Annotated in this window: 23 protein-coding genes and 1 pseudogene; 5 read left to right on the top strand and 19 right to left on the bottom strand. The window is 33.6% G+C overall.

Going from position 1 to position 22,414, the window contains the following annotated elements:
- Positions 1 to 17: 17 nt before the first annotated feature.
- Together HMPREF2663_RS11485 and HMPREF2663_RS11480 are read right to left on the bottom strand one after the other, a co-directional pair.
- Positions 18 to 1,436, bottom strand: coding sequence for an MDR family MFS transporter (locus HMPREF2663_RS11485; RefSeq protein WP_002487503.1), 1,419 nt, complete (start codon positions 1,434 to 1,436; stop codon positions 18 to 20).
- Positions 1,437 to 2,007: 571 nt separating this feature from the next.
- Positions 2,008 to 2,253 (bottom strand): hypothetical protein, encoded by a 246-nt coding sequence (locus tag HMPREF2663_RS11480; protein ID WP_002473417.1) that lies wholly within the window; start codon positions 2,251 to 2,253, stop codon positions 2,008 to 2,010.
- Between the two features lie 123 nt (positions 2,254 to 2,376).
- Between HMPREF2663_RS11480 and HMPREF2663_RS11475 the strand changes: the two are divergent.
- Both HMPREF2663_RS11475 and HMPREF2663_RS11470 read left to right on the top strand, forming a co-directional pair.
- Positions 2,377 to 2,871: pseudogene (locus HMPREF2663_RS11475) on the top strand (MFS transporter); the annotation flags it as partial.
- 272 nt (positions 2,872 to 3,143) lie between these two features.
- Positions 3,144 to 3,740: a hypothetical protein gene (locus tag HMPREF2663_RS11470; protein WP_002475419.1), complete on the top strand. Its 597-nt coding sequence runs from the start codon at positions 3,144 to 3,146 to the stop codon at positions 3,738 to 3,740.
- Between the two features lie 301 nt (positions 3,741 to 4,041).
- Here the strand turns inward: HMPREF2663_RS11470 and dhaM are convergent, their stop codons facing one another.
- The 8 genes from dhaM to HMPREF2663_RS11430 all read right to left on the bottom strand — a co-directional run bounded on the left by dhaM (position 4,042) and on the right by HMPREF2663_RS11430 (position 10,428).
- A complete protein-coding gene (gene dhaM, locus HMPREF2663_RS11465) occupies positions 4,042 to 4,416 on the bottom strand; it encodes a dihydroxyacetone kinase phosphoryl donor subunit DhaM (RefSeq protein ID WP_001830585.1) in 375 nt (124 codons plus the stop codon).
- Between the two features lie 3 nt (positions 4,417 to 4,419).
- Complete coding sequence (gene dhaL, locus HMPREF2663_RS11460; RefSeq protein WP_002446881.1) at positions 4,420 to 4,995, bottom strand: dihydroxyacetone kinase subunit DhaL; 576 nt, start codon at positions 4,993 to 4,995, stop codon at positions 4,420 to 4,422.
- Between the two features lie 54 nt (positions 4,996 to 5,049).
- On the bottom strand, positions 5,050 to 6,012 hold the full coding sequence (gene dhaK / locus HMPREF2663_RS11455; protein ID WP_002446880.1) for a dihydroxyacetone kinase subunit DhaK: 963 nt from the start codon (positions 6,010 to 6,012) through the stop codon (positions 5,050 to 5,052).
- A 15-nt stretch (positions 6,013 to 6,027) separates the two neighbouring features.
- Positions 6,028 to 7,131 (bottom strand): glycerol dehydrogenase, encoded by a 1,104-nt coding sequence (locus tag HMPREF2663_RS11450; RefSeq protein ID WP_002446879.1) that lies wholly within the window; start codon positions 7,129 to 7,131, stop codon positions 6,028 to 6,030.
- A gap of 303 nt (positions 7,132 to 7,434) precedes the next feature.
- Positions 7,435 to 8,400, bottom strand: coding sequence for a biotin synthase BioB (bioB, locus tag HMPREF2663_RS11445; protein ID WP_070846488.1), 966 nt, complete (start codon positions 8,398 to 8,400; stop codon positions 7,435 to 7,437).
- 287 nt (positions 8,401 to 8,687) lie between these two features.
- Positions 8,688 to 9,563 (bottom strand): 5'-nucleotidase, lipoprotein e(P4) family, encoded by an 876-nt coding sequence (locus HMPREF2663_RS11440; RefSeq protein WP_070846486.1) that lies wholly within the window; start codon positions 9,561 to 9,563, stop codon positions 8,688 to 8,690.
- Between the two features lie 109 nt (positions 9,564 to 9,672).
- Positions 9,673 to 10,101 (bottom strand): FosB family fosfomycin resistance bacillithiol transferase, encoded by a 429-nt coding sequence (locus HMPREF2663_RS11435; RefSeq protein WP_049382857.1) that lies wholly within the window; start codon positions 10,099 to 10,101, stop codon positions 9,673 to 9,675.
- A 102-nt stretch (positions 10,102 to 10,203) separates the two neighbouring features.
- Entirely contained in the window at positions 10,204 to 10,428 is a 225-nt protein-coding gene (locus tag HMPREF2663_RS11430; RefSeq protein WP_002446874.1) for a hypothetical protein, read from the bottom strand.
- A 483-nt stretch (positions 10,429 to 10,911) separates the two neighbouring features.
- Here HMPREF2663_RS11430 and argF point away from each other — a divergent pair, with 483 nt between their 5' ends.
- From argF to HMPREF2663_RS11415, 3 genes are all read left to right on the top strand, one after another.
- Complete coding sequence (gene argF / locus HMPREF2663_RS11425) at positions 10,912 to 11,913, top strand: ornithine carbamoyltransferase (protein ID WP_070846484.1); 1,002 nt, start codon at positions 10,912 to 10,914, stop codon at positions 11,911 to 11,913.
- A 22-nt stretch (positions 11,914 to 11,935) separates the two neighbouring features.
- On the top strand, positions 11,936 to 12,868 hold the full coding sequence (gene arcC / locus HMPREF2663_RS11420; RefSeq protein WP_002491274.1) for a carbamate kinase: 933 nt from the start codon (positions 11,936 to 11,938) through the stop codon (positions 12,866 to 12,868).
- A 164-nt stretch (positions 12,869 to 13,032) separates the two neighbouring features.
- Positions 13,033 to 14,598: a YfcC family protein gene (locus HMPREF2663_RS11415; protein WP_080033780.1), complete on the top strand. Its 1,566-nt coding sequence runs from the start codon at positions 13,033 to 13,035 to the stop codon at positions 14,596 to 14,598.
- Positions 14,599 to 14,868: 270 nt separating this feature from the next.
- Here the strand turns inward: HMPREF2663_RS11415 and HMPREF2663_RS11410 are convergent, their stop codons facing one another.
- The 9 genes from HMPREF2663_RS11410 to HMPREF2663_RS11370 form a co-directional block, all read right to left on the bottom strand.
- Positions 14,869 to 15,636, bottom strand: coding sequence for an alpha/beta hydrolase (locus HMPREF2663_RS11410; RefSeq protein WP_002484664.1), 768 nt, complete (start codon positions 15,634 to 15,636; stop codon positions 14,869 to 14,871).
- A 40-nt stretch (positions 15,637 to 15,676) separates the two neighbouring features.
- The gene (locus HMPREF2663_RS11405) at positions 15,677 to 16,324 is read right to left on the bottom strand and encodes an ABC transporter permease (protein WP_001830555.1); all 648 of its coding nucleotides are present in this window, start codon (positions 16,322 to 16,324) and stop codon (positions 15,677 to 15,679) included.
- A gap of 2 nt (positions 16,325 to 16,326) precedes the next feature.
- On the bottom strand, positions 16,327 to 17,286 hold the full coding sequence (locus HMPREF2663_RS11400; protein ID WP_001830497.1) for an osmoprotectant ABC transporter substrate-binding protein: 960 nt from the start codon (positions 17,284 to 17,286) through the stop codon (positions 16,327 to 16,329).
- Between the two features lie 18 nt (positions 17,287 to 17,304).
- Positions 17,305 to 17,940 carry an ABC transporter permease gene (locus HMPREF2663_RS11395; RefSeq protein WP_002456313.1) on the bottom strand — a complete coding sequence of 212 codons (636 nt, stop codon included), beginning with the start codon at positions 17,938 to 17,940 and terminating at the stop codon, positions 17,305 to 17,307.
- Positions 17,937 to 19,124 carry a betaine/proline/choline family ABC transporter ATP-binding protein gene (locus HMPREF2663_RS11390; RefSeq protein WP_002446867.1) on the bottom strand — a complete coding sequence of 396 codons (1,188 nt, stop codon included), beginning with the start codon at positions 19,122 to 19,124 and terminating at the stop codon, positions 17,937 to 17,939. Before HMPREF2663_RS11390 ends, HMPREF2663_RS11395 begins: the two co-directional genes overlap by 4 nt.
- Before the next feature lie 134 nt (positions 19,125 to 19,258).
- Positions 19,259 to 19,747, bottom strand: a complete 489-nt coding sequence (locus tag HMPREF2663_RS11385; protein WP_002487520.1) for a thioesterase family protein — start codon at positions 19,745 to 19,747, stop codon at positions 19,259 to 19,261.
- Positions 19,747 to 20,709, bottom strand: coding sequence for a 3-hydroxyacyl-CoA dehydrogenase NAD-binding domain-containing protein (locus tag HMPREF2663_RS11380; RefSeq protein WP_002446865.1), 963 nt, complete (start codon positions 20,707 to 20,709; stop codon positions 19,747 to 19,749). Before HMPREF2663_RS11380 ends, HMPREF2663_RS11385 begins: the two co-directional genes overlap by 1 nt.
- Positions 20,709 to 21,602, bottom strand: coding sequence for a beta-keto acid cleavage family enzyme (locus tag HMPREF2663_RS11375; protein WP_032602688.1), 894 nt, complete (start codon positions 21,600 to 21,602; stop codon positions 20,709 to 20,711). The genes HMPREF2663_RS11380 and HMPREF2663_RS11375 overlap by 1 nt, the downstream gene beginning before the upstream one ends.
- Before the next feature lie 137 nt (positions 21,603 to 21,739).
- On the bottom strand, positions 21,740 to 22,279 hold the full coding sequence (locus HMPREF2663_RS11370) for a TetR/AcrR family transcriptional regulator (RefSeq protein ID WP_002446863.1): 540 nt from the start codon (positions 22,277 to 22,279) through the stop codon (positions 21,740 to 21,742).
- Positions 22,280 to 22,414 lie beyond the last annotated feature (135 nt).

The following is a 22,414-nucleotide window of genomic DNA, read 5'->3' as shown; positions in this document are numbered from 1 at the left end:
TACAGTTTTTTGAATAATTAATGATTTTTTTCTTCTTTTATGAATAACGCTAAGATAAATCCAATAATGATTAATACTGTAGTAAAAATAAATGCAACATCTATACCATGTACGGTTGCTTCTTGTGTTAGTTTCATTTTTGACATTGTTGAGTGTGAAGCTGTATACTGTTTTGCCACTATTGATAAAATTGTCACACTAATCGCTGTACCCATAGCACCTGCAATGATGCGTAAGGAATTCATAATTGCTGTACCATGTGAGACATCATCTGACTCAAGTGCATTCAGTCCAACTGTATTAAGAGGCATCACTAATAATCCTAATGCGATCATCCGTATAGTATAAACGAGAATCACAAACCAGTATGGCGTTCCTGTAGTAAGGAACGAATATAAAAATGTCATACTAATGAGTAAGATAAAACCAGGTATCACAAGCACTTTAATACCATGTTTATCAAAAATTTTTCCTGTATAAACCATCGTTAAGCCATTAATGACCGCGCCTGGAAGTACGACAACCCCCGATAATAATGCGGATTGACCTAAACCTGTTTGAATATAAATAGGTATGAGTAACGCAGGACTTACCATTGTAATATATACTAGCATTGAAGAAACAGCTGAAAGTGTGAACACTTTATTTTTAAACACACGCATATTTAACAATGGATGTTTTAATTTAAGCTGACGCGTTGTAAAAATTATGATAATGGCTATACCAAGTACAAATGTCACAATGACAGGTAGAGAGGTGATACCAAATGTACTCACGCTACTAAATGCGAATAATATTAAACCAAAGCCGAAAGTAGAATAAACTACAGAAATTTTATCAAGAACAATGTCTTTTGTTTTTGTATTATTTTCAACAAAGAAAAATCCTAAAATAAAAGCCACAGCAGCAATTGCTGAAACAAGATAAAAAGGCATTCTCCAACTAAATAAATCTACGAATAATCCAGTTAACGTTGGACCAATTGCAGGCGCACTTTGTACAACCACACCTGCCAATCCCATCGCAAACCCACGTTGTTCAGCAGGAAACAGTGTAAATACTGTAAACTGCATCAAAGGCAAAAGAATGCCGGCACCAATCGCTTGGATAATACGAGATATCATTAAAATTGTAAACGTAGGTGAAAATGCCGCTACAATAGATCCTATAAGAAAAATAGCCATTGAGAAAATATATAAATGACGTGTCGAATATTTATCCATTAAAAAGGCAGTAAGAGGAATCATAATACCGTTAACAAGCATAAATCCAGTAATTAACCATTGCGCTGTTGTTTCTGTGATGTTCAGTCCTTTAATAATTGCTGGAAGTGCTGTGTTTAAAATAGTTTGGTTGAGCATTGACACAAAAGCACTAATAAGCATTACCGTAACGATAGCGTTACGTTTTGAGGTAGTCATTGAAATATTAGACATCGAATGGTACTCCTTTCAAAAATGAAATTCTAGACACCAAACATGAGATACTATGACAAACTACGACAGAAATATGTTATTCGTGTGAATAGAATAAAAATGAGTGGTAGTCTTACTTGCACATTAACAAGAATTATTACTACATTGTGAAATATATCCTAGAAGTCTTATATAAGTACTTAACTGTATAAAATGATTAAAAATTAACAGAAGTAAAATAAATTTCGTATCAAATACGATAAACTACGCTTTTCAATAGAATAAGTTAAACCTTGTTATAATCACATTTTAACCCTATCCTCATATGTGAATACATAAAAATACCCGAGACATTTGATGATGTCTCGGATATTAATCATATATTACTATTTTATATATCTACATTCCTTTTCAAGTCCCAACTTACTAGCGTCATCATTTACACAACACTACTTAATAACAAAACGCTTTTCGTTAAACTTAATCCTCTCGTTGTTGTTCATGATATTCAACTTTATTTATATGATATAAAACCTGAAAATTTCTCAACGACTGCTATGTCATAATCATCTTGAGGGATTACTAACTTCCTTTATTTATCCTTTTGTGCTCTCTGCCACTCCTCTGCCAAGAATAATAGAGCCACAATACCTATAATAATAACGCCAATCAGTTTCATATGTATAATATCGGCTTGATACATATATATAAGACTTGCAATCACACCAACAGGTACAATAAGGCCTAATATTTTATTTCCCGTACGCGATAAAAAGTAATGAATAGCAAGCAAAACAGCGTATATAATGACTGGTAATATGTTCTGTAGATGAATCATAAAAATTATATCCCTCCATAAACATTCATTGAATTGTCTTGCGCATCTATTGTCTATCTTAACGTATTTAAAATGGTTATTCATTTTTCTTTAAATAGTGAATGAATTCTAATACTATTTGTTGTTTTGACTTTTTTTATTTACTCTGAAAAAATCAATCTCGTTACTACATCAAGTTTCTTCTTCATTGTCTTTGCGATTGTTACGTTTATCACACGCCCATTTACAGGTAAAATTTATGACAATTATGGTGAAAACAAAGTAATGTATCCAGTTTTACTGAGCTTTACATTTGGTCTTATTATTCTCGGTTTTACTCATACAAGCATGATTTTACTTATTGCAGCTGCATTCATCGGCTTTGGTTATGGCACTATCGTACCTACTGCTCAAGCAATTGCAATTCAACGATCACCTGCAAATAAAATGGGCTTAGCAACGTCGACATTCTATATCTTTGCAGATTTCGGTGCAGGTATGGGGCCATTTATTTTAGGTATCATCATACCATTTATTGGTTATCGTCATTTATATATGGCAATGGGGGTGCTTGTTATCATAGCACTTATTCTGTATTACTACGTTCACGGTAGAATGCACAAAAATCCATTCAATTAATGAGAATATTGAAATTAATCCAAACAATTTATAATTAAAACACCGTATAAATTTATTAAATAGCCACTTAGAGTTAAAAGTTAAAATCTCTAAGTGGTTATACTATTAAAATATGATAACTTCATTTTTTCATTCAAATTATATTAATATCAAGTTTGTATAATAAACAAAGAAATATATGCTAACACTTAAATATAAGCACAGTGTTTTTTGCAATACACAATATATAGTATTATCATATGATTATAAAATATTTAATAGAGGTGATATTGTTGAGTGAATTTTTAGCTGCAATAGTCGGAGGCATTTTTACTTTAGCAGGTACATTTATAGCACTTTGGTTCCAATTTAGAAAAGATGATAAAGATAAAAGAAAAGATTATCATAACGATCAAGTTAGTTCTTTAGATGTTACAGCTTATAAAGCTGCAAAAGTAAGAAATAACTACTTAAATTTCGAGACTTCTAACTTTAGTAAAGAAAATACAATGGAAATTTATCAAGATATTGAAACAGATTTTAAATCTCTTGATACCCATGTTCAAAACCTAATTTCTCTAATGAGTCATCATAGCGATCAATCGAATACAATAATACAAAAATTATTAGGTAGCTATGAACCAGTCGAAAATCAATATAACAAGCTTAAAGTAGCTTATAAGATTTATCATCATCAATATAATACACCGGATTTTGATAAAAATGGCATCACTTTCTCTAAAAGAAAGCTAGACATCGAAATAGATCAATTTATAGATAAATTAGAAGCATTTGCTAAAACCGAATATGCTAATCACCAACTATATAAACCAACACTAAATCCTACTGTAGATAAATCCGACGCAATTTATAGAAATAAAAAATATTAACTTCATCAAACTTTGTCATATGTGACCAACACATGAAGCATTATAAGACAGAAAGCAATGTTCCTTAATAATGCTTATACAAACAAATTTTCCATTATGTTTTGAGCTTATTTATCTTTTTCTATTTTGTAATTTGTACAAATCTTTCAGCTATTTAACCAGAAACATGTTTACAATATCTTCGTTACCACTACATTTTACTTTTAATATGTATACTAACACTAAAAACTAGGAGCACCATAACTAACTAGCTATGGTACTCCTAGCAACAATTTCAATATTTACGCTCTATCTTTTCATGTTATTCTTCAGGATATTTAGCTCTTACTTCAGAGATAACACTATCCATACTCATATTTGATTTAATTCCTACACTTGCAATAAAACTTCCTTCAACGATTGGCGCTTCCATTTTAACAATTTTGTGGTCACCTTCGTACATTTCTAAAGCTGTGTCTAAATTCATGCCTGCTGAACCGATGTCATAGAAACAAAGCGCATCATTTTCAAGTCCATTAATTACAGAGACGATTTGATCAAATGATGTACCGATTTCATCGTCACTTAAACCACCAACGGCAATAAGGTCAACACCACCGTCAGTCATTTGATTGATTAATTGTTTAACACCTTCTGCGATTTTATGACTATGACTTACTACTACTATAGATGTCATGACTTACTCTCCTCCTATAATTGCATTAAGAATATAAACACTACTTTGTGCACCAGGATCAATATAACCTTTTGAAGCTTCGTTAAAATATGATGCACGGCCTTTAGTAGCTACCATATCTTTGGTTTCATTAGCAAATGATTGTAGTTTATCAAGATCTACTGTTTCATCATTTTCAACAGCTTTTCTCGCACGTTCGATAACATCATACATCGTTTTTTCATTTAATTCGACTTTACCACGTTGTTGAATGCCATCAGCAAACGCTTTAAGTACGTCTTTAAGATTATCATGATCAATTTCATCATTCACTGCACTCGCCATTTTGATAAAACCAAACCCGTATAATGGTCCAGAAGCACCACCTACGTTAGACATTAACGTCATACCTGTTGATTTAAATAGCGCTTGCATACTTTGATCATCTATTTTTTCTTTTAAGTGTTCGAAACCTCTGACCATATTTACGCCATGATCTCCATCACCAATAGCTCTGTCTAAATCAGTCAGTTCACTTTCTTTTTCTTTAAAAGTATTTTCTAAATCTAATAAGCGTGCTTTGATATCTGCTACATTCATTCTCTAAGTCACCTCAAAATTTAATATATATTTATTACTTATTGAATTTTAAAATTAAAAATATTTACTTGCTGTAGGTGCAGCTAAAGCTTCACTCACTTCTTCACTGAAGGGGAGTACAGTAATAGAGAAGCCTTGCATGTCTAACGCTGTCATATAGTCACCTACGAACCATTGTTTAACATCAATATCATTCTGATTGAATTGTTCATCTAGATATTTAGTAACTATATTTAATTCTGATAGTGGTGTACCACCCATACCGTTAACCATTACGATTAAAGGTTTTTTCTCAATTTCTTTGTACAACTGATCGAGTAAACGTTCAACAATCACGTTGATGGGTTGTACGTCTTCACGATGTAAACCTTTTTCACCGTGAATACCGATACCAATTTCCATTTGATTGTCTTCAATATCGAAACCATTTTTACCAGTTGTGGGCACCATTGGAGGCGTTAATGCCATACCAATACTTTTAATATCTGGTAAAAGTGCCTCAACTTTAGATTTGATTTCATCAAGTGCAACACCTTTTTCAGCTAGGTATCCAGCATATTTATGCACAAACACTGTACCTGCTACTCCACGGCGTTTTTCCGGGTCAGAAATTGCAATATCATCTCTAACAATGACACTTTCAACTTTAATATCTTCCATTTGAGCCATTTCTTGAGCCATTTCAAAGTTCATAACGTCTCCTGCATAGTTTTTAATGACAAGTAGAACGCCGTCACCATTGTCCACAGCTTTAATGGCATCTAATATTTTATCAGGTGTAGGTGAAGTGAAGATTTCTCCACATACAGCTGCATCGAGCATGCCTTCTGCTACAAATCCTGCATGTGCAGGTTCATGACCACTACCGCCACCAGAAACGAGTGCAACACCTGATTGTTTTTTATGCTTTCTAACAACAATAGTGTCAGATACAACTTCAACATCGTTGTTTGAAACTGTAATTCCATCAAGCATATCTTTTAAAATTGTGTTTTTATCTTGAATTAACTTTTTCATTCAAAGCGACTCCTTTTAGTTGAACTGACTTTTAGATAAATCGTTAACAGTTAAAATTGCGTCTGCGATTTCATCAGCAGTGATTTTATCACTTAAGTTAGCAAACGTATCATTTGGTGTTAATGCACGTTCACCTACTTGAACTAATTCTTCATAACTTGTGTTTTCAATGTGAAGACCTTCTAATGTTGTTGGCATATTGATATTATCGAAGAATGTTTTGTATTTCATGAATTTTTCAGTTGGCGCATTTTCAAGTACTAATTGTACTAAAATACCGTATGCCACTTTTTCACCATGAGTTAAGTGGTGGATGTCTCCTTCTAAAGCTGTGAATCCATTATGAATTGCGTGCGCACCTGCTAATCCGCCGTTTTCAAATCCTAAACCTGAAAGTAATGTATTGGCTTCAATCACAGCATCTACTTGTGGTGTCACGATATGTTTTTCTACAGAAGTATAAGCACTATAACCATATTCAAAAATAACTTCTTCACATTTTTGAGCGATTGCTAAACTTGCTAATGTAGGTTTGCCATGGAACATGTTTTGTCCTTGTCTACGAAGTGTAGATTCAACTTCGATTAATGTTGCTAAACCATCACTCATACCTGATGCAAATAAACGTACAGGTGCTTGTGCAACAATTTCAGAATCTACGATAACTGTATCAGGGTTTTTAGGGTAGAATTCATAACCACTAAATGATCCATCTTCGTTATAAATAACAGATACTGCTGCTGTTGGTGCATCCATTGATGCTGTAGACGCAAAATCGATGACGCTTGCTTTAAGTTCAAATGCCACAGCTTTACCTGTATCTAACGCTTTACCTCCACCTAAACCAATAACAACGTCAATATTTTTTTCTTTATATTGTTTAGCTATACGTTGAATTTCTTCTTCAGAAGATTCTCCTTTAAATACTTCATATTCAAAATCAACGTTGTTATTTGCTGAGAAACTTTCTTTTATTTTTTCTTCAGTAATATTCCAAACTACTTCGTCTGCAATAATCAACGCATGACTACCAAGACGTTCTGTTTCTTCAGCGATAGAGCTAACAATACCTTTCCCTTGTACATATCTTCCAGGTGATTGATAAATAAATTTAGACATAAGTATTCCTCCAAAACATCTTTTATATTTATATTAAAAAATAAGATTTAAAATGAAATAATGTAATCTCATTCCCCTAATCTTAATTTTTAATAAGCATGGATCATACTGTCTCTCATCTCTCAATTCCTAGTATACGCTTTCAAAAATTTTTTTAAAGGATTATCCATCGAAAATTTAATAGAATTTGATTAAATTGTTGTTAATTCTTTTAAAAATTCATTAAAAAGCGCATGGTTAGTGCATTATGACAATTTATTTAAAATTATATTTACATTGCATGAATATATTTTTAATTATAAATTAACTGTCGATTTCAAACCCTAAATCTTCAATCATGCGATAATCTTCCTCATTCGGTTGACCACCTGTAATTAAGTAATCTCCTACAAAAATTGAATTAGCCGCTTTCAATGCGAGTGGTTGTAATGAACGAAGATTTACCTCCCGTCCACCTGCAATTCGAATTTCTTTTGTTGGATTGATTAACCTAAACATCGCTATAATTCTTAAACATTTCATTGGTGACAATAAATCTAATCCACCGAATTTAGTTCCTTTAATAGGATGTAAAAAATTAATAGGAATGCTATCAGCATCGATGGCGCTTAAAGCAAATGCCATATCAATAATGTCCTCATTTGACTCTCCCATACCACATATCACGCCTGAACAAGGAGAAATATGATTATCTTTCATCATTTCAACCGTATTCACTCTATCCTCATATGTATGTGTAGTTACTACTTCATCGTGATAACGCTCACTCGTATTTAAATTATGATTATAACGATCGACACCAGCAGTCTTTAATTTTTTAGCTTGTTCTTCTTTCGTTAATCCTAAACATGCACAAATCTTTAGTTGTGGGTGTACCTTTTTAATATCTTCTACTGTTTCACAAATATGATCGACTTCTCTGTTACTAGGTCCTCTACCACTCATAACGATACAATATGTACCGATTTGATTTTCAGTTGCCACTTGAGCACCTTCTTTAATTTGGTCCTGTTCAACAAGTGCATATCGTTGCTTTTCTTTCATTTTTACAGATTGCCCACAGTACCCACAATCTTCTGCACAGATACCACTTTTAGCATTTAATATCATATTAAGCTTAACTTTTTTACCGTAGTAATGTTTTCTCACTGTATAGGCTTCATTTAATAAATCAAATGTATCAATTTCAGCATTTTCGAAAATAGATATTGCTTCATCTTTTGATAATGATTCTTGATTTAACACACGTTGGGCTAGGTTTAATGTCATAATCTTTAACTCCTTTTTCTTAAAAATTAGCATTTTCAAATCATCCGATTGCAAATTGTAAACTTTTACATATTATAAGTTTACATTAATCTAGATACGATTGAAAATATTTATAAAAAAAGGATGAAACAACGCGTACATTGTTTCATCCTCGCAATGGTATAACACGGAATTAAAGTACTCCATGTAAATATAACTTTATTAATTATTAAAATGTCTGCACACAATACAATCATTATGTGCAAAACTTTTTTTACTAATAGAAATTTAGTATTTAATGTCAGGAATTATTTTACTTCACCCGTTTTAGGATTAAATTGTTTAATTGATGCCTTTCGTAATGTATCTTTTTCATTCTTACTTATTTGGTGATTGTTATGATAAAGTGTAGATTCCCAACTTCCATACATTGGATTAGGGAATATAATATACTTTTTGCCAAAATCTTTTTCATGTTTCTGCACGAGTTTCTCACGTTCCTTAGCAGTAGACTTTTTAGGATCTGTAAAATCTAACAAATTGTCACCAAATAACATCACTAACTTATGATTTTTTTCGACTTGTTGACGTCGTGATGTTTTACTTTTATCGTTTTTCCCTTTTAGTAAAATATGATTATCTTTCGCTTGCGGTAGTCCAATATTTTTTAAATTTTCCTTTGTAGCTTTAAAATCTTTTTCTTTATCACGGTCAGAAATATAGTAAATATCGATACCTTTTTTGTCAGCATATTTTAAGAATGATTTGGCACCATAAACAGGTTTTGCCTTCGCTGCTGCAACCCATTCATGCCATCCTTCTGGAAAAGATGTATCGTGCATAGAAGCATATCCTTGATATGGTGAATTATCAAGCACTGTTTCATCTAAGTCTAAAGCTATAGCAAGTTTTTTCTTACTTTTATTCTTTTTAATATGTTCATCTAACTGATATTTCGCAGTATTGTATCCCTGTAAATAAAGAGCCTTCGCTTCGGCAGAATTTTGATACCATGAGACAGCCATTACATTTTGTTCACCAAGGTTGGGGTCATTTTGATGTTGTGTCGTATGATTATGGTTATCTTTAGTATGAGATTCACATGCATATGTATGAATTGGTGCTGAAATTGTAACTGTCGATGCTAGTGTAGCTATTGCAATGTACTTTGATAATTTATTCATTGATTCACCTCATTAAAATAATTGAAAATTACAAATTTTAGTATATAGTAATTTTATTACAAAATGAATCATAAAATTTTTTACAAAAAATTACATATCAATTAAAATATCAAAACTCATCGTAAAATTGCATATGCGCCTTCTCACTTTTATAATATTCCATTCTATCTTTTAGTGTCCCAGTATGTAATTCAATTTTATGCCCATCCGGATCTGTAAAATATATCGACTTTTTGTCTTTAATGTCTCTTGGTCGCCCTTTTAAAATATTTACTTGATTCTCTTTAAGCCATTGAATCCACTTTTGAAAATCTTCTTCATATATGGAGAAAGCAACGTGCGTATAGGAATGGTTTATTTCATTCCTTGGTATATTTTTTTCTTGATTCAGTGCAATCCAAGTATGACCAATAGTTAAATATGCTGTCGTTCTACCTGATACTAATAAGTCACCTTGTAAAATATCTTTATAAAATTGTATAGAGGTATTTAAATCACTTACTGAAAAACAAATATGATTAACACTTGTTATTTCCATTTATACACTCCTTGTAATAGTGAAGTTAAAATTTAATATCATGCGTAAAAAAACTGTAACCAAACGAATGATTACAGGATGTGTTGATATATGATTGAATAATTAATTTAAATAGTGATCCACGTGTTCAAGTCTATAGTGTGAATCTTTCGCTTTCTCTTCTTCAAATTCCTTTTTAGTTAATGGAGATAAATGTTCAATCTTGTAATGTAGTTTTTTCGCAAACGCTTCAACTTCATCTTGATTGTCAGCTGTTACAAACATCGTTAATACATTATTATCAACAATATCTTTATGGTGTTGATAATTCAACTTATACACTTTCATCTTACTATTCCTCCTATTATACTAATATGCCCTTTTTACTTTGAATAACCTTCAATTTAACTAAAATAATCCACTGATAGCTTATATTTCATGTTAGTTGTGGTTTATTGTAAGAGATGTTTCTAAATATAATAAAGAATAGGTGATTAATCAATATAATTTTACAACTATTTTGAGAATTCACTAATAATATAAAGAAATTACTACAGTTTATTCAATTAACATACCACTTACATTTCGATGCTAACCTAACTTCATTATTTAAAATGTGTTAAATTCACTTTAATTGAATTTTCTAAATTCTTTAAAGTTGGTTTTATCTTAAACATAAACCTTTTTGACCAATTTTACACTATTCAAATCCAATGTTAATAAAAAGTTCATTGATTTATTAATAAAAAATTACAATTTTTGAGATAAGTTGAAAACTTCAAGGAAACGCTTACAATAAAATTGTAATTCATTCACAAGGAGTTGTTATTGATGAAAAATTTGCGTAACAGAAGCTTTTTAACTTTATTAGACTTTTCACGACAAGAGGTAGAATTTTTATTAACACTCTCCGAAGATTTGAAGCATGCCAAATATATCGGCACTGAAAAGCCTATGCTAAAAAATAAAAATATCGCGCTTCTTTTTGAAAAAGATTCAACTAGAACACGTTGCGCATTCGAAGTTGCCGCACATGATCAAGGTGCACACGTCACTTATCTTGGACCTACAGGTTCTCAAATGGGTAAAAAAGAGACTGCTAAAGATACAGCACGTGTACTTGGTGGTATGTATGATGGTATTGAGTACCGAGGGTTCTCTCAACGTACTGTAGAAACATTAGCACAATATTCAGGTGTTCCGGTATGGAATGGATTAACCGATGAAGATCACCCTACACAAGTGCTTGCTGACTTTTTAACTGCTAAAGAGGTATTGAAAAAAGAGTATGCTGATATCAACTTCACTTATGTTGGCGATGGACGTAACAATGTTGCTAACGCATTAATGCAAGGTGCTGCCATTATGGGTATGAATTTCCATCTTGTTTGTCCTAAAGAACTCAATCCGACAGAGGAATTATTAAATCGTTGCGAACGTATTGCGGCGGAAAATGGCGGTAACATTTTAATAACAGATGATATTGATAAAGGCGTGAAAGATTCTGATGTTATTTATACAGATGTTTGGGTATCAATGGGCGAACCTGATGAAGTATGGCAAGAACGCCTTAAACTTTTAAAACCATATCAAGTTAACCAAGCACTATTAGAAAAAACAGGCAATCCAAATGTTATTTTTGAACATTGTTTACCTTCTTTCCACAATGCTGAAACTAAAATTGGTCAACAAATTTATGAAAAATATGGCATTAGTGAAATGGAAGTCACTGATGATGTCTTCGAAAGCAAAGCTTCTGTAGTATTCCAAGAAGCTGAGAATAGAATGCATACAATTAAAGCAGTCATGGTAGCAACTTTAGGAGAATTCTAAATTATAGAAGGAAGTGAGTGAAATGGCTAAAATTGTAGTAGCTTTAGGTGGAAACGCTTTAGGAAAATCACCACAAGAACAACTTGAATTAGTAAAAAATACAGCTAAATCCCTAGTAGGATTAATTACTAAAGGTCACGAAATTGTGATCAGTCACGGTAATGGACCACAAGTAGGAAGTATTAACCTTGGTCTGAATTATGCAGCTGAACACGATCAAGGTCCTGCTTTTCCATTTGCTGAATGTGGCGCTATGAGTCAAGCCTACATCGGCTATCAACTTCAAGAAAGTTTACAAAATGAACTTCATTCAATGGGCATAGATAAGCAAGTTGTCACACTAGTTACTCAAGTAGAAGTTGATGAAGGCGACCCAGCTTTTAATAGTCCTAGTAAACCCATCGGTCTGTTCTACACTAAAGAAGAAGCACATCGTATTCAACAGGAAAAAGGTTATCAATTTGTAGAAGATGCTGGTCGAGGTTACCGTCGCGTCGTACCATCACCACAACCAATATCTATTATCGAACTGAAAAGTATTAAAACTCTAATAGAAAATGACACACTTGTCATCGCTGCAGGTGGAGGTGGTATACCAGTCATTCGTGAGCAGCACGATAGCTTTAAAGGTATAGATGCCGTCATTGATAAAGACAAAACAAGTGCATTATTAGGTGCTGATATTCATTGTGATCAACTCATTATTTTAACAGCGATTGATTATGTTTATATCAACTATCATACTGACAAACAGCAAGCACTTAAAACAACAAATATAGATACGCTTAAAACATATATTGAAGAAGAACAATTCGCCAAAGGCAGCATGCTACCTAAAATTGAATCTGCCATCTCCTTTATTGAAAATAATCCTAACGGTAGCGTGCTCATCACATCATTAAGCCAATTAGATGCAGCACTAGAAGGTAAAATTGGCACACTCATTACAAAATAGCATTTTAACGCATAAGTAGAAATGAATTTAAACATATTCATACAGTGCATCCTGTTATTCCACTCCTCTCCATTTCAAGCAGGGTGCACTTCCTTAATCAATCATGTAAAATACTAACCAAATTCAATTGATAGGCTTTTATTTTAGGTTAACTGTCGAAGGAGATGAAACCGTTGGAACAAGCGATCAATGATAATAAAAAGAAAAAACGTTTTAACTTTAGAATGCCAGGTGCATTTATGATTCTCTTTATCCTAACAGTTGTCGCAGTTATAGCAACTTGGATAATCCCCGCGGGTGCATACTCAAAACTTTCATATGAACCTTCATCCCAAGAATTAAAAATTGTTAATCCTCATCATCAGGTAAAAAAAGTTCCTGGAACACAAAAAGAGCTTGATCGATTAGGCGTTAAAATCAAAATAGAACAATTTAAATCTGGTGCAATTAATAAACCCGTTTCAATTCCTAATACTTACGAACGTTTAAAACAACATCCAGCTGGTCTTGATCAAATTACCAGTAGCATGGTTAAAGGAACCATCGAAGCCGTCGATATTATGGTCTTTATACTTGTTCTAGGTGGATTGATTGGCGTTGTTCAAGCGAGTGGGTCCTTTGAATCAGGATTGTTAGCACTTACTCAAAAAACGAAAGGCCACGAATTTATGTTGATTATGTTCGTAGCAATTTTAATGATTCTGGGTGGAACACTATGTGGCATTGAAGAGGAAGCTGTAGCGTTCTATCCTGTACTCGTTCCAATATTTATTGCGCTTGGATATGATTCTATTGTCTCAGTCGGTGCAATTTTCTTAGCAAGCTCTGTGGGTAGTACATTCTCAACAATCAACCCATTCTCAGTCGTCATTGCTTCTAATGCAGCAGGAACAACTTTTACTGATGGTCTTTATTGGAGAATAGGCGCTTGTATCATCGGTGCCATATTTGTTATTAGTTATTTATTCTGGTATTGTAAAAAAATTAAAAAAGATCCTAAATCCTCTTATTCTTATGAAGACAAAGCAGCATTTGAAAAACAGTGGTCTGTGCTCCATGATGACGGTTCTTCTGAGTTTACATTACGTAAAAAGATTATTCTTACGCTTTTCGTCCTACCATTCCCTATTATGGTTTGGGGCGTCATGACACAAGGATGGTGGTTCCCAGTCATGGCATCTGCATTCTTGATCTTTACCATTGTCATCATGTTTATTGCTGGAACAGGACAATATGGTTTAGGCGAAAAAGGCACTGTAGATGCATTCGTTAATGGCGCTTCAAGTTTAGTAGGTGTATCTTTAATCATTGGTTTAGCTCGAGGAATCAACTTAGTATTGAATAAAGGAATGATTTCTGACACAATCTTGCACTTTTCATCATCTATCGTGCAACATATGAGTGGGCCTTTATTTATCATTGTTCTGCTCTTTATCTTTTTCTGTTTAGGATTTATCGTGCCGTCCTCATCAGGATTAGCAGTACTATCTATGCCTATCTTTGCGCCATTAGCTGATACAGTAGGTATACCAAGATTTGTTATTGTTACAACATATCAATTCGGTCAGTATGCAATGTTGTTCTTAGCGCCTACTGGACTTGTAATGGCAACACTTCAAATGTTAAACATGCGCTACTCACACTGGTTACGTTTCGTATGGCCTGTTGTCGCGTTTGTTTTAATATTTGGTGGAGGCTTACTTATTACACAAGTTTTAATATACTCATAATCTTTTAAAAGTGGAAAAAGATTTACCTATTCATAGTTATATCTTTTAGAAATGACGAAAAAAAGAACGCCTAGGACATTAATAGTCGTCCTAGGCGTTCTTAGCATATGAGCAGTCGATGCTTAAATAAAAAAGTTCTATATTCAAATTTTACATGCATGGGACGCTTCATTGTTGAAATAATCTAACTCATTCAATACGTACGCTCTCCCACTTCTTTATTAATCTTAACAAAAGACGTATGGATTTAACTATATTCTAACATTCATTTTAAATATGTGATGATGTAAAACGGTCAATGACATCTTCTATTGCTTTATCCCAAAATGCATAATCGTGATGACCTGGCGCTTTTTTAAATTGATATGAAATACCTTTTTCATCTAAATAGTTCACAAAATCAATATTACCTTGATACAATTCATCTTCAGTTCCACAAGTAATATATAGTTGTGGTAACGTTTGTCCATTGTCTATTGCTTGTTCAACTAAATAGTATGGATCAAAAGATGTCCCCGCGACATGTTGCGTATTACCTACAATCGCTTCTGGAGTAAAATCATACCATTGATATTGACCAATCATAGAAACATCATATGGCGCTGAAAGCATAGCGGCTTTTGAGAAACGATAACTTTGCGTTAATGCAAATTTGATTGCACCATAACCTCCCATAGAGTGACCTGCTATAAAATTATCTTCTCTCTTTTTAGACAATGGAAATATTTGATGAACATAATCATAAACTTCTAGTATATAGTCATAATAACTATGTCCATAAGCCATATTTGAATAGAAACTATGATCAGCATTAGGCATCACCACTGCTAGTTGGTGGGTATTCGCATAGCGTTCTATACTCGTATATCTCATATAAGAGGAAGTATCACTTGATAAACCATGTAGCAATAACATAGTTTTTAATGGTTTCGCATTTTCATTTGTATCAAAGTAACTTTTATCTTCTGGAAGAATGACATTAATCGTTTGATGCATTCCTAAAGTTTTAGATAAATAATTTAATGTAATATGAGCCATAATGTTGGATCACTCCTCCCTGTGTAAAAAATTAAATTACTTACGTAGCTGGATCTAGCTTTTTCTCTAATAAACGTAATAAAACATCTATAAGTATGACAATGATAACGATAGGTATGGCACCTGCTAGAATAAATAGTGTTCCATCAGTTGCATTTGTACCTCTAATCACAATATCACCTAATGTTGGTGCACCAATAAATGAACCTACAGCTACGACACCAATAGCTACAACAAGGGCAATCCGAATACCACCTATAATAACTGAAAGTGACAGAGGTAACTCAATCATAGTTAATACTTGATTACGCGTCATACCCATCCCTTTTCCAGCATCTTTAATATTTGGATCAACTTCATTAATTCCTGTATACGTATTTTTAATAATAGGAAGCAAGGCATATAAGAACACAGTAAAAATGACTGTATTCATACCGAGTCCCATACTAAGCATTAATATCGCTAACATAGCAATAACCGGAACAGTTTGAATAATATTCGCAATAGTGATAATGACACCTGATAATTTACCAAATCGTGCAATGATGATACCAAGAGGTATGCCCACTAAACATGCTAGTAAAACACCGTAAACAGACATTAACAAATGATTAACAAACAATTCCCATAGGTAGCCAAAGTTCATTTGGTAGTAGTGAACGAGTTGTTGTATTAAATTCCCTTCCATGTTTATTGACCACCTTTCTGTTTATCTTTTTTATTGTCATCGTCTTCAAAATAATGATGTTTTTTCAAGAAGTCCTCTGCAACTGTTGCAGGCTCTTTCCCTTTACCATCAGCTTGATAATTTAATTCTTGCATTTGTTCTGTTGATATCTTACCTTCTAATTTTTTAACAATCGGTTTGAGCTCTGGCTTCTCTTTTAACAATTGATCTGATGCAAGTGGACTGGCATCGTATGGTGGGAAGAATCGACGATCATCTTCCAACACTTTTAAATCGTATGCTGAAATACGCCCATCAGTAGAATAACCTACGGCAACGTCTAATTTGCCAGAACTCAGTGCATCATAGACAAGACCAATTTGCATAGGTCTTACCGTACCGAAACTATAGCCATATTCTTTTTTAAATGCTGGATAACCGTCACCTTTACGATCCATCCATGAACTATCCATACCTACTCTTAAATCTTTAGCATGCTTTTCCAAGTCTGAAACAGTTTCTAAATGATATTTCTTAGCTGTCTCTTTTGTTACTATCAATGCATATGTGTTTTCAAAACCATATGAATTGAAGAAGGTTTGATTGTATTTCTTTTTAAACCCTTCTTGAGTCGCTTTCATGGCCTTTTTAGGATCTTTAATCGGATCTTCTTTCAACGCCCCTGTTAAGTCAGTGCCTGTATAACGCGTACCTGACATATTAGCTTGGCCACTTGTGACAGCATTATGTTGAATCGTACTTGAACCTAAATTATTAATTAAGGTAGGTTTAATTTCACCTTTTGTATCATGTTCAATAAGTAATCTCAGCATGTGCGATATAATTTGTGATTCACTTGTTCCTAAACTTGTGATTCTAACATCGTCATCTGAATGACTATTTTTTAAACCGGGTAAGTTACATCCAGATAACACTGTTAGACATAATACTAAAACAATTAGATATTTTTTATAATTCTTCATATTATCCTCCTTCAATGATTATCTGGAAACTTTTAATCCTTTAGGTACAACCCATTTTTCAATCAGTGATAAAACATAATCTACAATAAGTGCAATAGCAGTGACAAGAATAGTTGCAGTAATAATCATACTCGGTTCAAATAGTGCTAATCCGTTAAAGATAAAATCACCTAAACCACCAGCACCAACATAACTTGCCAATGTTGCCCAACTAATAACGTAGACAGAAGACAGTCTAATTCCACTAAGTATTAATGGTAATGCGAGTGGCAACTCCACATCTTTCATCAATTGAAAATTAGTCATTCCCATACTACGTCCTGCTTCTCTAAGGTTGGAATCTATATTTTGAATGCCTATAATCGTATTATTTAAAATTGGTAATAATACATATAAAAATAACGCTATAATTGCAGGTGTTTTTCCTACACCAAATAATGGAATCATTAAAGCTAATACCGCTAATGTAGGTATCGTTTGTAAAACGCCAGCTATCGTCAATGACACTTTCGAAAGCTTTTCCTTTTTAGATAATAAAATGCCTAAAGGAACCGCTACGATTATTGCAATAACCAATGCCACTATCGATATGTACAAATGTTCGAATGTCTTTGCAAATAACATACCACTATGTTCCGAAATAAACTTTATCATGGTGTCTCAACTCCTGTGGATTCGGGTTCAACAATCCCAGAATGATTATCATTGTTATCCGATTCTAACTCTCCCCAAATACTGTCATAAACAATGTCTACAAGGTTAGCTCGAGTGACAAGGCCTAATAATGTTTTATTATCACTGTCAACAACGGGTACATTACGTACATTACGTTTAAGAATTGTACGAACAGAATCTTGTAACTTACTATCAATACGTACTCTATAAATATCTCGTTGCATCGTATCTATAAGTTCTTTATGATGTCTTAATCCTTCGTTAATATCTTCAATATCTAAATAACCCAATAAATGCTCATCATTGCCGACAACAAATATCGTATCGACTCTTTTCTCTCTCATAATATTCACCGCATCATTAAGAGAACGGTCAACATGTACTGTCACGGGTTTAATCATCGCATCTTTAACTGTACGGATATTAGGTCTATCTTGAATTAAGCGATTCTGACCAATAAAGTCTCTAACGAAATCATTCGCTGGACTACGTAAAATATTATCTGGCGTGTCATATTGAACCACCTGTCCATTTGTCATAATACATATTTTATCTGCAAGTTTGATCGCTTCATCCATATCATGTGTAACAAAAATGAATGTCTTTCCTAATTGTTGTTGTAATTTTTTGACTAAGTCTTGTAATGTATCTCTTGTGATTGGATCGAGTGCACCAAACGGTTCATCCATTAAAATAATATCTTGTTCAGCTGCGAGTGCTCTTACAACACCAATACGTTGTTGTTGACCACCTGATAATTCTGAAGGATATCGATCTAAATATTCTTCTGGTAAATCTACTAAGCGTATAAGTTCTTTCGCTTTCTCATCCTTTTTCTCTTGTGACCATTTTAATAACTTTGGTACGAGAACAATATTCTCTTTCACTGTCATATGTGGCATTAAGCCGATTTGTTGTATGACATAACCGATACTGCGACGAAGCTCAACCGGATTAAGCTCTTTGATATTTTTACCGTCAATGGTAATTTCTCCCTCTGTAGATTCAATCATACGATTAATCATTCTAAGGGCAGTTGTTTTACCGCTACCGCTTGTCCCAATAAATGCAATAAAGTCTCCTGATTCAATGTCTATGGTCATATTATCTACAGCTTTTTTACCACCTGCATAGACCTTTGATAAGTTTTTAATACTTAACATATGTCCATTCCTTTCTATAGGTAATTCAATTTGTTAAAAAATAAGGACTCATTGTGATGTTATACAAAGTAAACTAAGTAAGAACAAGGCACAAAAGAGTCCTTAAATCATATTCATCTAAATTCTAAGTTGTATTACTCTTTGCTTTTTGGCTTTTTCTTGATGCCGATACGATGACCTATATATTGAGATGTCGTCTCCACATTTTCTATATTATAATAGCGTTCGATGTTATTCAAAATGTCGTTCGGAAATGCTGAAGGTCTTCCTGAAGTCGTATCAATGCCCATCAGCATCACTTCATATGTTGCACATAAATCATCATCTGCATTAAACATTTCCATTAGGACATGTAATCGTTTGCTATCATAATCGTGAAGATGTACTTTAACAATGACATCTTCATTTTCTTTCATTTCATTAAGAAACATGACATGATTTTCTAAGGTGAATACGGTATATTGATAAGATTGAATGGCATCAATAGTTAATCCTAAATGACCTAACCAATCATCTGTTGTATCACTGAAAATTCGGTTATACATTGCATCATTTAGGTGCCCGTTATGGTCTACCCAATCACGATGCACTTTTGTGTGAAACACATACTGTTGATTCATCATTATAACTCCGCTCCGTTAGACTTTTTCATCGCTTTACTATCACTTGGCCAATATTGTTCGGCTAATTCTTTCACTTTAATTAGAAATTCGTTTCTTTTTTGATCAAGTTCAGACATTGTATATCCTTGAGAAGATGCTTCACTACCATTTACTACTTTATGATATAAGTCATCTGTCAGTTCAGGCGCGATGAGTTTTGTCCAAGGTTTTTTTAAAGCTGGCCCAAATTGTTTTAACATATGACGCATACCACCTTCACCACCTGCCAAGTGGAACGTCATAAATGGACCATATTGTGCATAACGTAAACCTGCTGCATGAGTAAACGCCTTATCAACTTCCTCTGTTGTTGCAATACCATCATTAACTATGTGCAATGATTCACGCCATAATGCTTCCATAAGACGATCTGCAATATGTCCTTCTATTTCATGACGCACATGTAAAACATCCATACCAATACTTTCATAAATCTGTTCGGCTTTAACTGTGGTTTCTTCAGATGTTTGTTTACCTGGCACAATTTCGACTAATGGCAAAATATATACCGGGTGAAATGGATGGGCAACAACTAATCGTTCAGGATGTGATAAGTTAGCTTGTAATTCTGAAGGCATAATTCCTGATGTACTTGAACCAATTGTTGCTTCGGGTTTCGCATAAAAATCAATCTCTTTTAATACAGCATCTTTAATTTCTTCTACTTCTGGTACATTTTCTTGAATATGATCCGCATCTTTGACCGCTTCTTCTAAATGTGGTGTAAATGTTAGGTTTTGAATTGATGCATTTTCAGCAAGGCCCATTTGCTCTGCGTAAGGCCAATTTTGTTTAACTTGTGTCAACATGCGTTCATATGCACCTTCACTTGGATCAGTAGCAATCACTTCATGACCATGCGCAAGCATTCTAGTAATCCATCCACTACCAATTACACCTGTTCCAACAACTGCGAATTTCATTATTTGTCTCCTTTACCATGAGGATTTCTAAGATTAAATTTTTCTCTTGCTTCAGCAGGTGTAAGTGGCTCAATGTCGAGCCCTGCTAAAATTCTTTTTGCCTCTTCTACCAATGCTTCATTCGTTGCTTTTACACCTTTTCTTAAATAAATATTATCTTCTAATCCAACACGAACATTTCCTCCACGTTGCGCAACTTCTCTTACAGTTGGGAGTTGCATCTTACCAATGCCAAATGCTGACCAATGTGCATTTTCTGGTATACGTGATTTAAGATATTCTATTGTTTCAGGATCATTTTCTGCACCCCAAGGAATACCTAAACAAAATTGGAACATAGGGTCTCCATCAATTAATCCTTCTTCTATCATTTGTTTGGCAAAACTCACATGACCTGTATCAAAACATTCAAGCTCAGGCTTGACTCCCGCATCTTTAACCATTTGTGCTTGTTTACGTAACCACGATGCAGGGCTTAAGTATATTGCATCTCCCATATTGACACTGCCACAATCTAATGTACACATTTCTGGTAATAAGTCACCAATAGGTTTAAAACGTTCTTCTGGTGTTTGAATCCAAGTTCCTTCTCCACCTGTCTCTGGATGTTCTAGACTTGGAATGAAGTCTCCACCGCCACCAGATGTCACATTAATGACGATATCTTCATCAGCTTCTCTGATTAATCTAACTGTTTCAGCATACAGTTCTGGATCATGACTTACTCCTCCAGTTTCAGGATCTCTTACATGAATATGTGCGACAGTTGCTCCTGCTCGTGCACATTTAATTGCTGAATCTGCAAGTTCTTGTGGTGTAACTGGTACGTTCTCATTTTTTTGTATTGTATCTCCAGCGCCAGTAATAGCTGCTGTTAAAACAACTTTTTGCATCATTAACACCTCTAAAAGTTTTATTTTTTATGACATTGATTACTATACCAACTAGTCGGTTTAGTTTCAACTGACTTTACACAAAAAAGAACAGCGCGATGTACGAGACATCACCCTGCTCTATGGATATAGCTTATTTAATTTTTTTCTATTTGCATCTTTAAACGTTCAATAACTTTCTCTCTCATTTCTTCATCTATAGCACTAATTCCGAATATTTCCGACAACCATAAACCATCGACAGCTAAGCGAATAATGGTAGCATCTACCTCATCTAACCCGTCGTGTGTAATTTGATATTGCCATTCTTGATATGAGGTCTTTAATGGTGATAATAAACTTCTATTAGTCCCTTGCGCCGCTAACATTCCAGAAGTAATAGGCGCATTATCCGTACGATGTGCTCTTGTCGCTTCTATAAATGCGTTGAGCCATTGCCCTTTTTTGTTCTTTTCATTATCGATATGTTGGTTCACGTTATCTCTGTACAAATTATTGGCATAGTTAACCAGCTCTTTGATGAGTTCATCTTTACTTTTAAAATGATAAAATAAACCACCTTTACTTATTCCAGCCCTTTGAGCTACAGCATCCAACGTGAGATAATCAGCACCTTTTTCATTAATAATAGCTGCGGCCGATTCTAATATTAATTGTCTTTTGGAAGTTCTAGGCATTTCGTCACCTTCTTTATCGAATTCTAAATAATATATAATTGTAATTATTTAACACTTTTTCAACACCCATACTTATCGAGTGTATTTATTTTATAAACAACTTTTCTTAAATTCAACTTTATTAACATGAATTGT

This window comes from Staphylococcus sp. HMSC077D08, from assembly GCF_001837945.1.
In the GTDB taxonomy this organism is placed as follows: Bacteria; Bacillota; Bacilli; order Staphylococcales; family Staphylococcaceae; genus Staphylococcus; species Staphylococcus epidermidis.
This window is presented reverse-complemented; position numbering and strand designations above follow the sequence as displayed.

Bases quoted from the DNA above. Each gene is read 5' to 3' on its own strand.
- HMPREF2663_RS11430 (WP_002446874.1), bottom strand. From the start codon at position 10,428: ATGAAAGTGTATAAGTTGAATTATCAACACCATAAAGATATTGTTGAT.
- HMPREF2663_RS11405 (WP_001830555.1), bottom strand. From the start codon at position 16,324: ATGGAAGGGAATTTAATACAACAACTCGTTCACTACTACCAAATGAAC.
- HMPREF2663_RS11390 (WP_002446867.1), bottom strand. From the start codon at position 19,124: ATGTTAAGTATTAAAAACTTATCAAAGGTCTATGCAGGTGGTAAAAAA.
- HMPREF2663_RS11370 (WP_002446863.1), bottom strand. From the start codon at position 22,279: ATGCCTAGAACTTCCAAAAGACAATTAATATTAGAATCGGCCGCAGCT.
- HMPREF2663_RS11480 (WP_002473417.1), bottom strand. From the start codon at position 2,253: ATGATTCATCTACAGAACATATTACCAGTCATTATATACGCTGTTTTG.
- HMPREF2663_RS11435 (WP_049382857.1), bottom strand. From the start codon at position 10,101: ATGGAAATAACAAGTGTTAATCATATTTGTTTTTCAGTAAGTGATTTA.
- HMPREF2663_RS11375 (WP_032602688.1), bottom strand. From the start codon at position 21,602: ATGCAAAAAGTTGTTTTAACAGCAGCTATTACTGGCGCTGGAGATACA.
- HMPREF2663_RS11450 (WP_002446879.1), bottom strand. From the start codon at position 7,131: ATGTCTAAATTTATTTATCAATCACCTGGAAGATATGTACAAGGGAAA.
- argF (WP_070846484.1), top strand. From the start codon at position 10,912: ATGAAAAATTTGCGTAACAGAAGCTTTTTAACTTTATTAGACTTTTCA.
- HMPREF2663_RS11410 (WP_002484664.1), bottom strand. From the start codon at position 15,636: ATGGCTCATATTACATTAAATTATTTATCTAAAACTTTAGGAATGCAT.
- HMPREF2663_RS11380 (WP_002446865.1), bottom strand. From the start codon at position 20,709: ATGAAATTCGCAGTTGTTGGAACAGGTGTAATTGGTAGTGGATGGATT.
- HMPREF2663_RS11385 (WP_002487520.1), bottom strand. From the start codon at position 19,747: ATGATGAATCAACAGTATGTGTTTCACACAAAAGTGCATCGTGATTGG.
- HMPREF2663_RS11485 (WP_002487503.1), bottom strand. From the start codon at position 1,436: ATGTCTAATATTTCAATGACTACCTCAAAACGTAACGCTATCGTTACG.
- HMPREF2663_RS11400 (WP_001830497.1), bottom strand. From the start codon at position 17,286: ATGAAGAATTATAAAAAATATCTAATTGTTTTAGTATTATGTCTAACA.
- dhaL (WP_002446881.1), bottom strand. From the start codon at position 4,995: ATGAATGTAGCAGATATCAAAGCACGCTTATTAGATTTAGAAAATACT.
- HMPREF2663_RS11440 (WP_070846486.1), bottom strand. From the start codon at position 9,563: ATGAATAAATTATCAAAGTACATTGCAATAGCTACACTAGCATCGACA.
- HMPREF2663_RS11395 (WP_002456313.1), bottom strand. From the start codon at position 17,940: ATGATAAAGTTTATTTCGGAACATAGTGGTATGTTATTTGCAAAGACA.
- dhaM (WP_001830585.1), bottom strand. From the start codon at position 4,416: ATGACATCTATAGTAGTAGTAAGTCATAGTCATAAAATCGCAGAAGGT.
- HMPREF2663_RS11415 (WP_080033780.1), top strand. From the start codon at position 13,033: ATGAAACCGTTGGAACAAGCGATCAATGATAATAAAAAGAAAAAACGT.
- bioB (WP_070846488.1), bottom strand. From the start codon at position 8,400: ATGACATTAAACCTAGCCCAACGTGTGTTAAATCAAGAATCATTATCA.
- arcC (WP_002491274.1), top strand. From the start codon at position 11,936: ATGGCTAAAATTGTAGTAGCTTTAGGTGGAAACGCTTTAGGAAAATCA.
- dhaK (WP_002446880.1), bottom strand. From the start codon at position 6,012: ATGAAAAAGTTAATTCAAGATAAAAACACAATTTTAAAAGATATGCTT.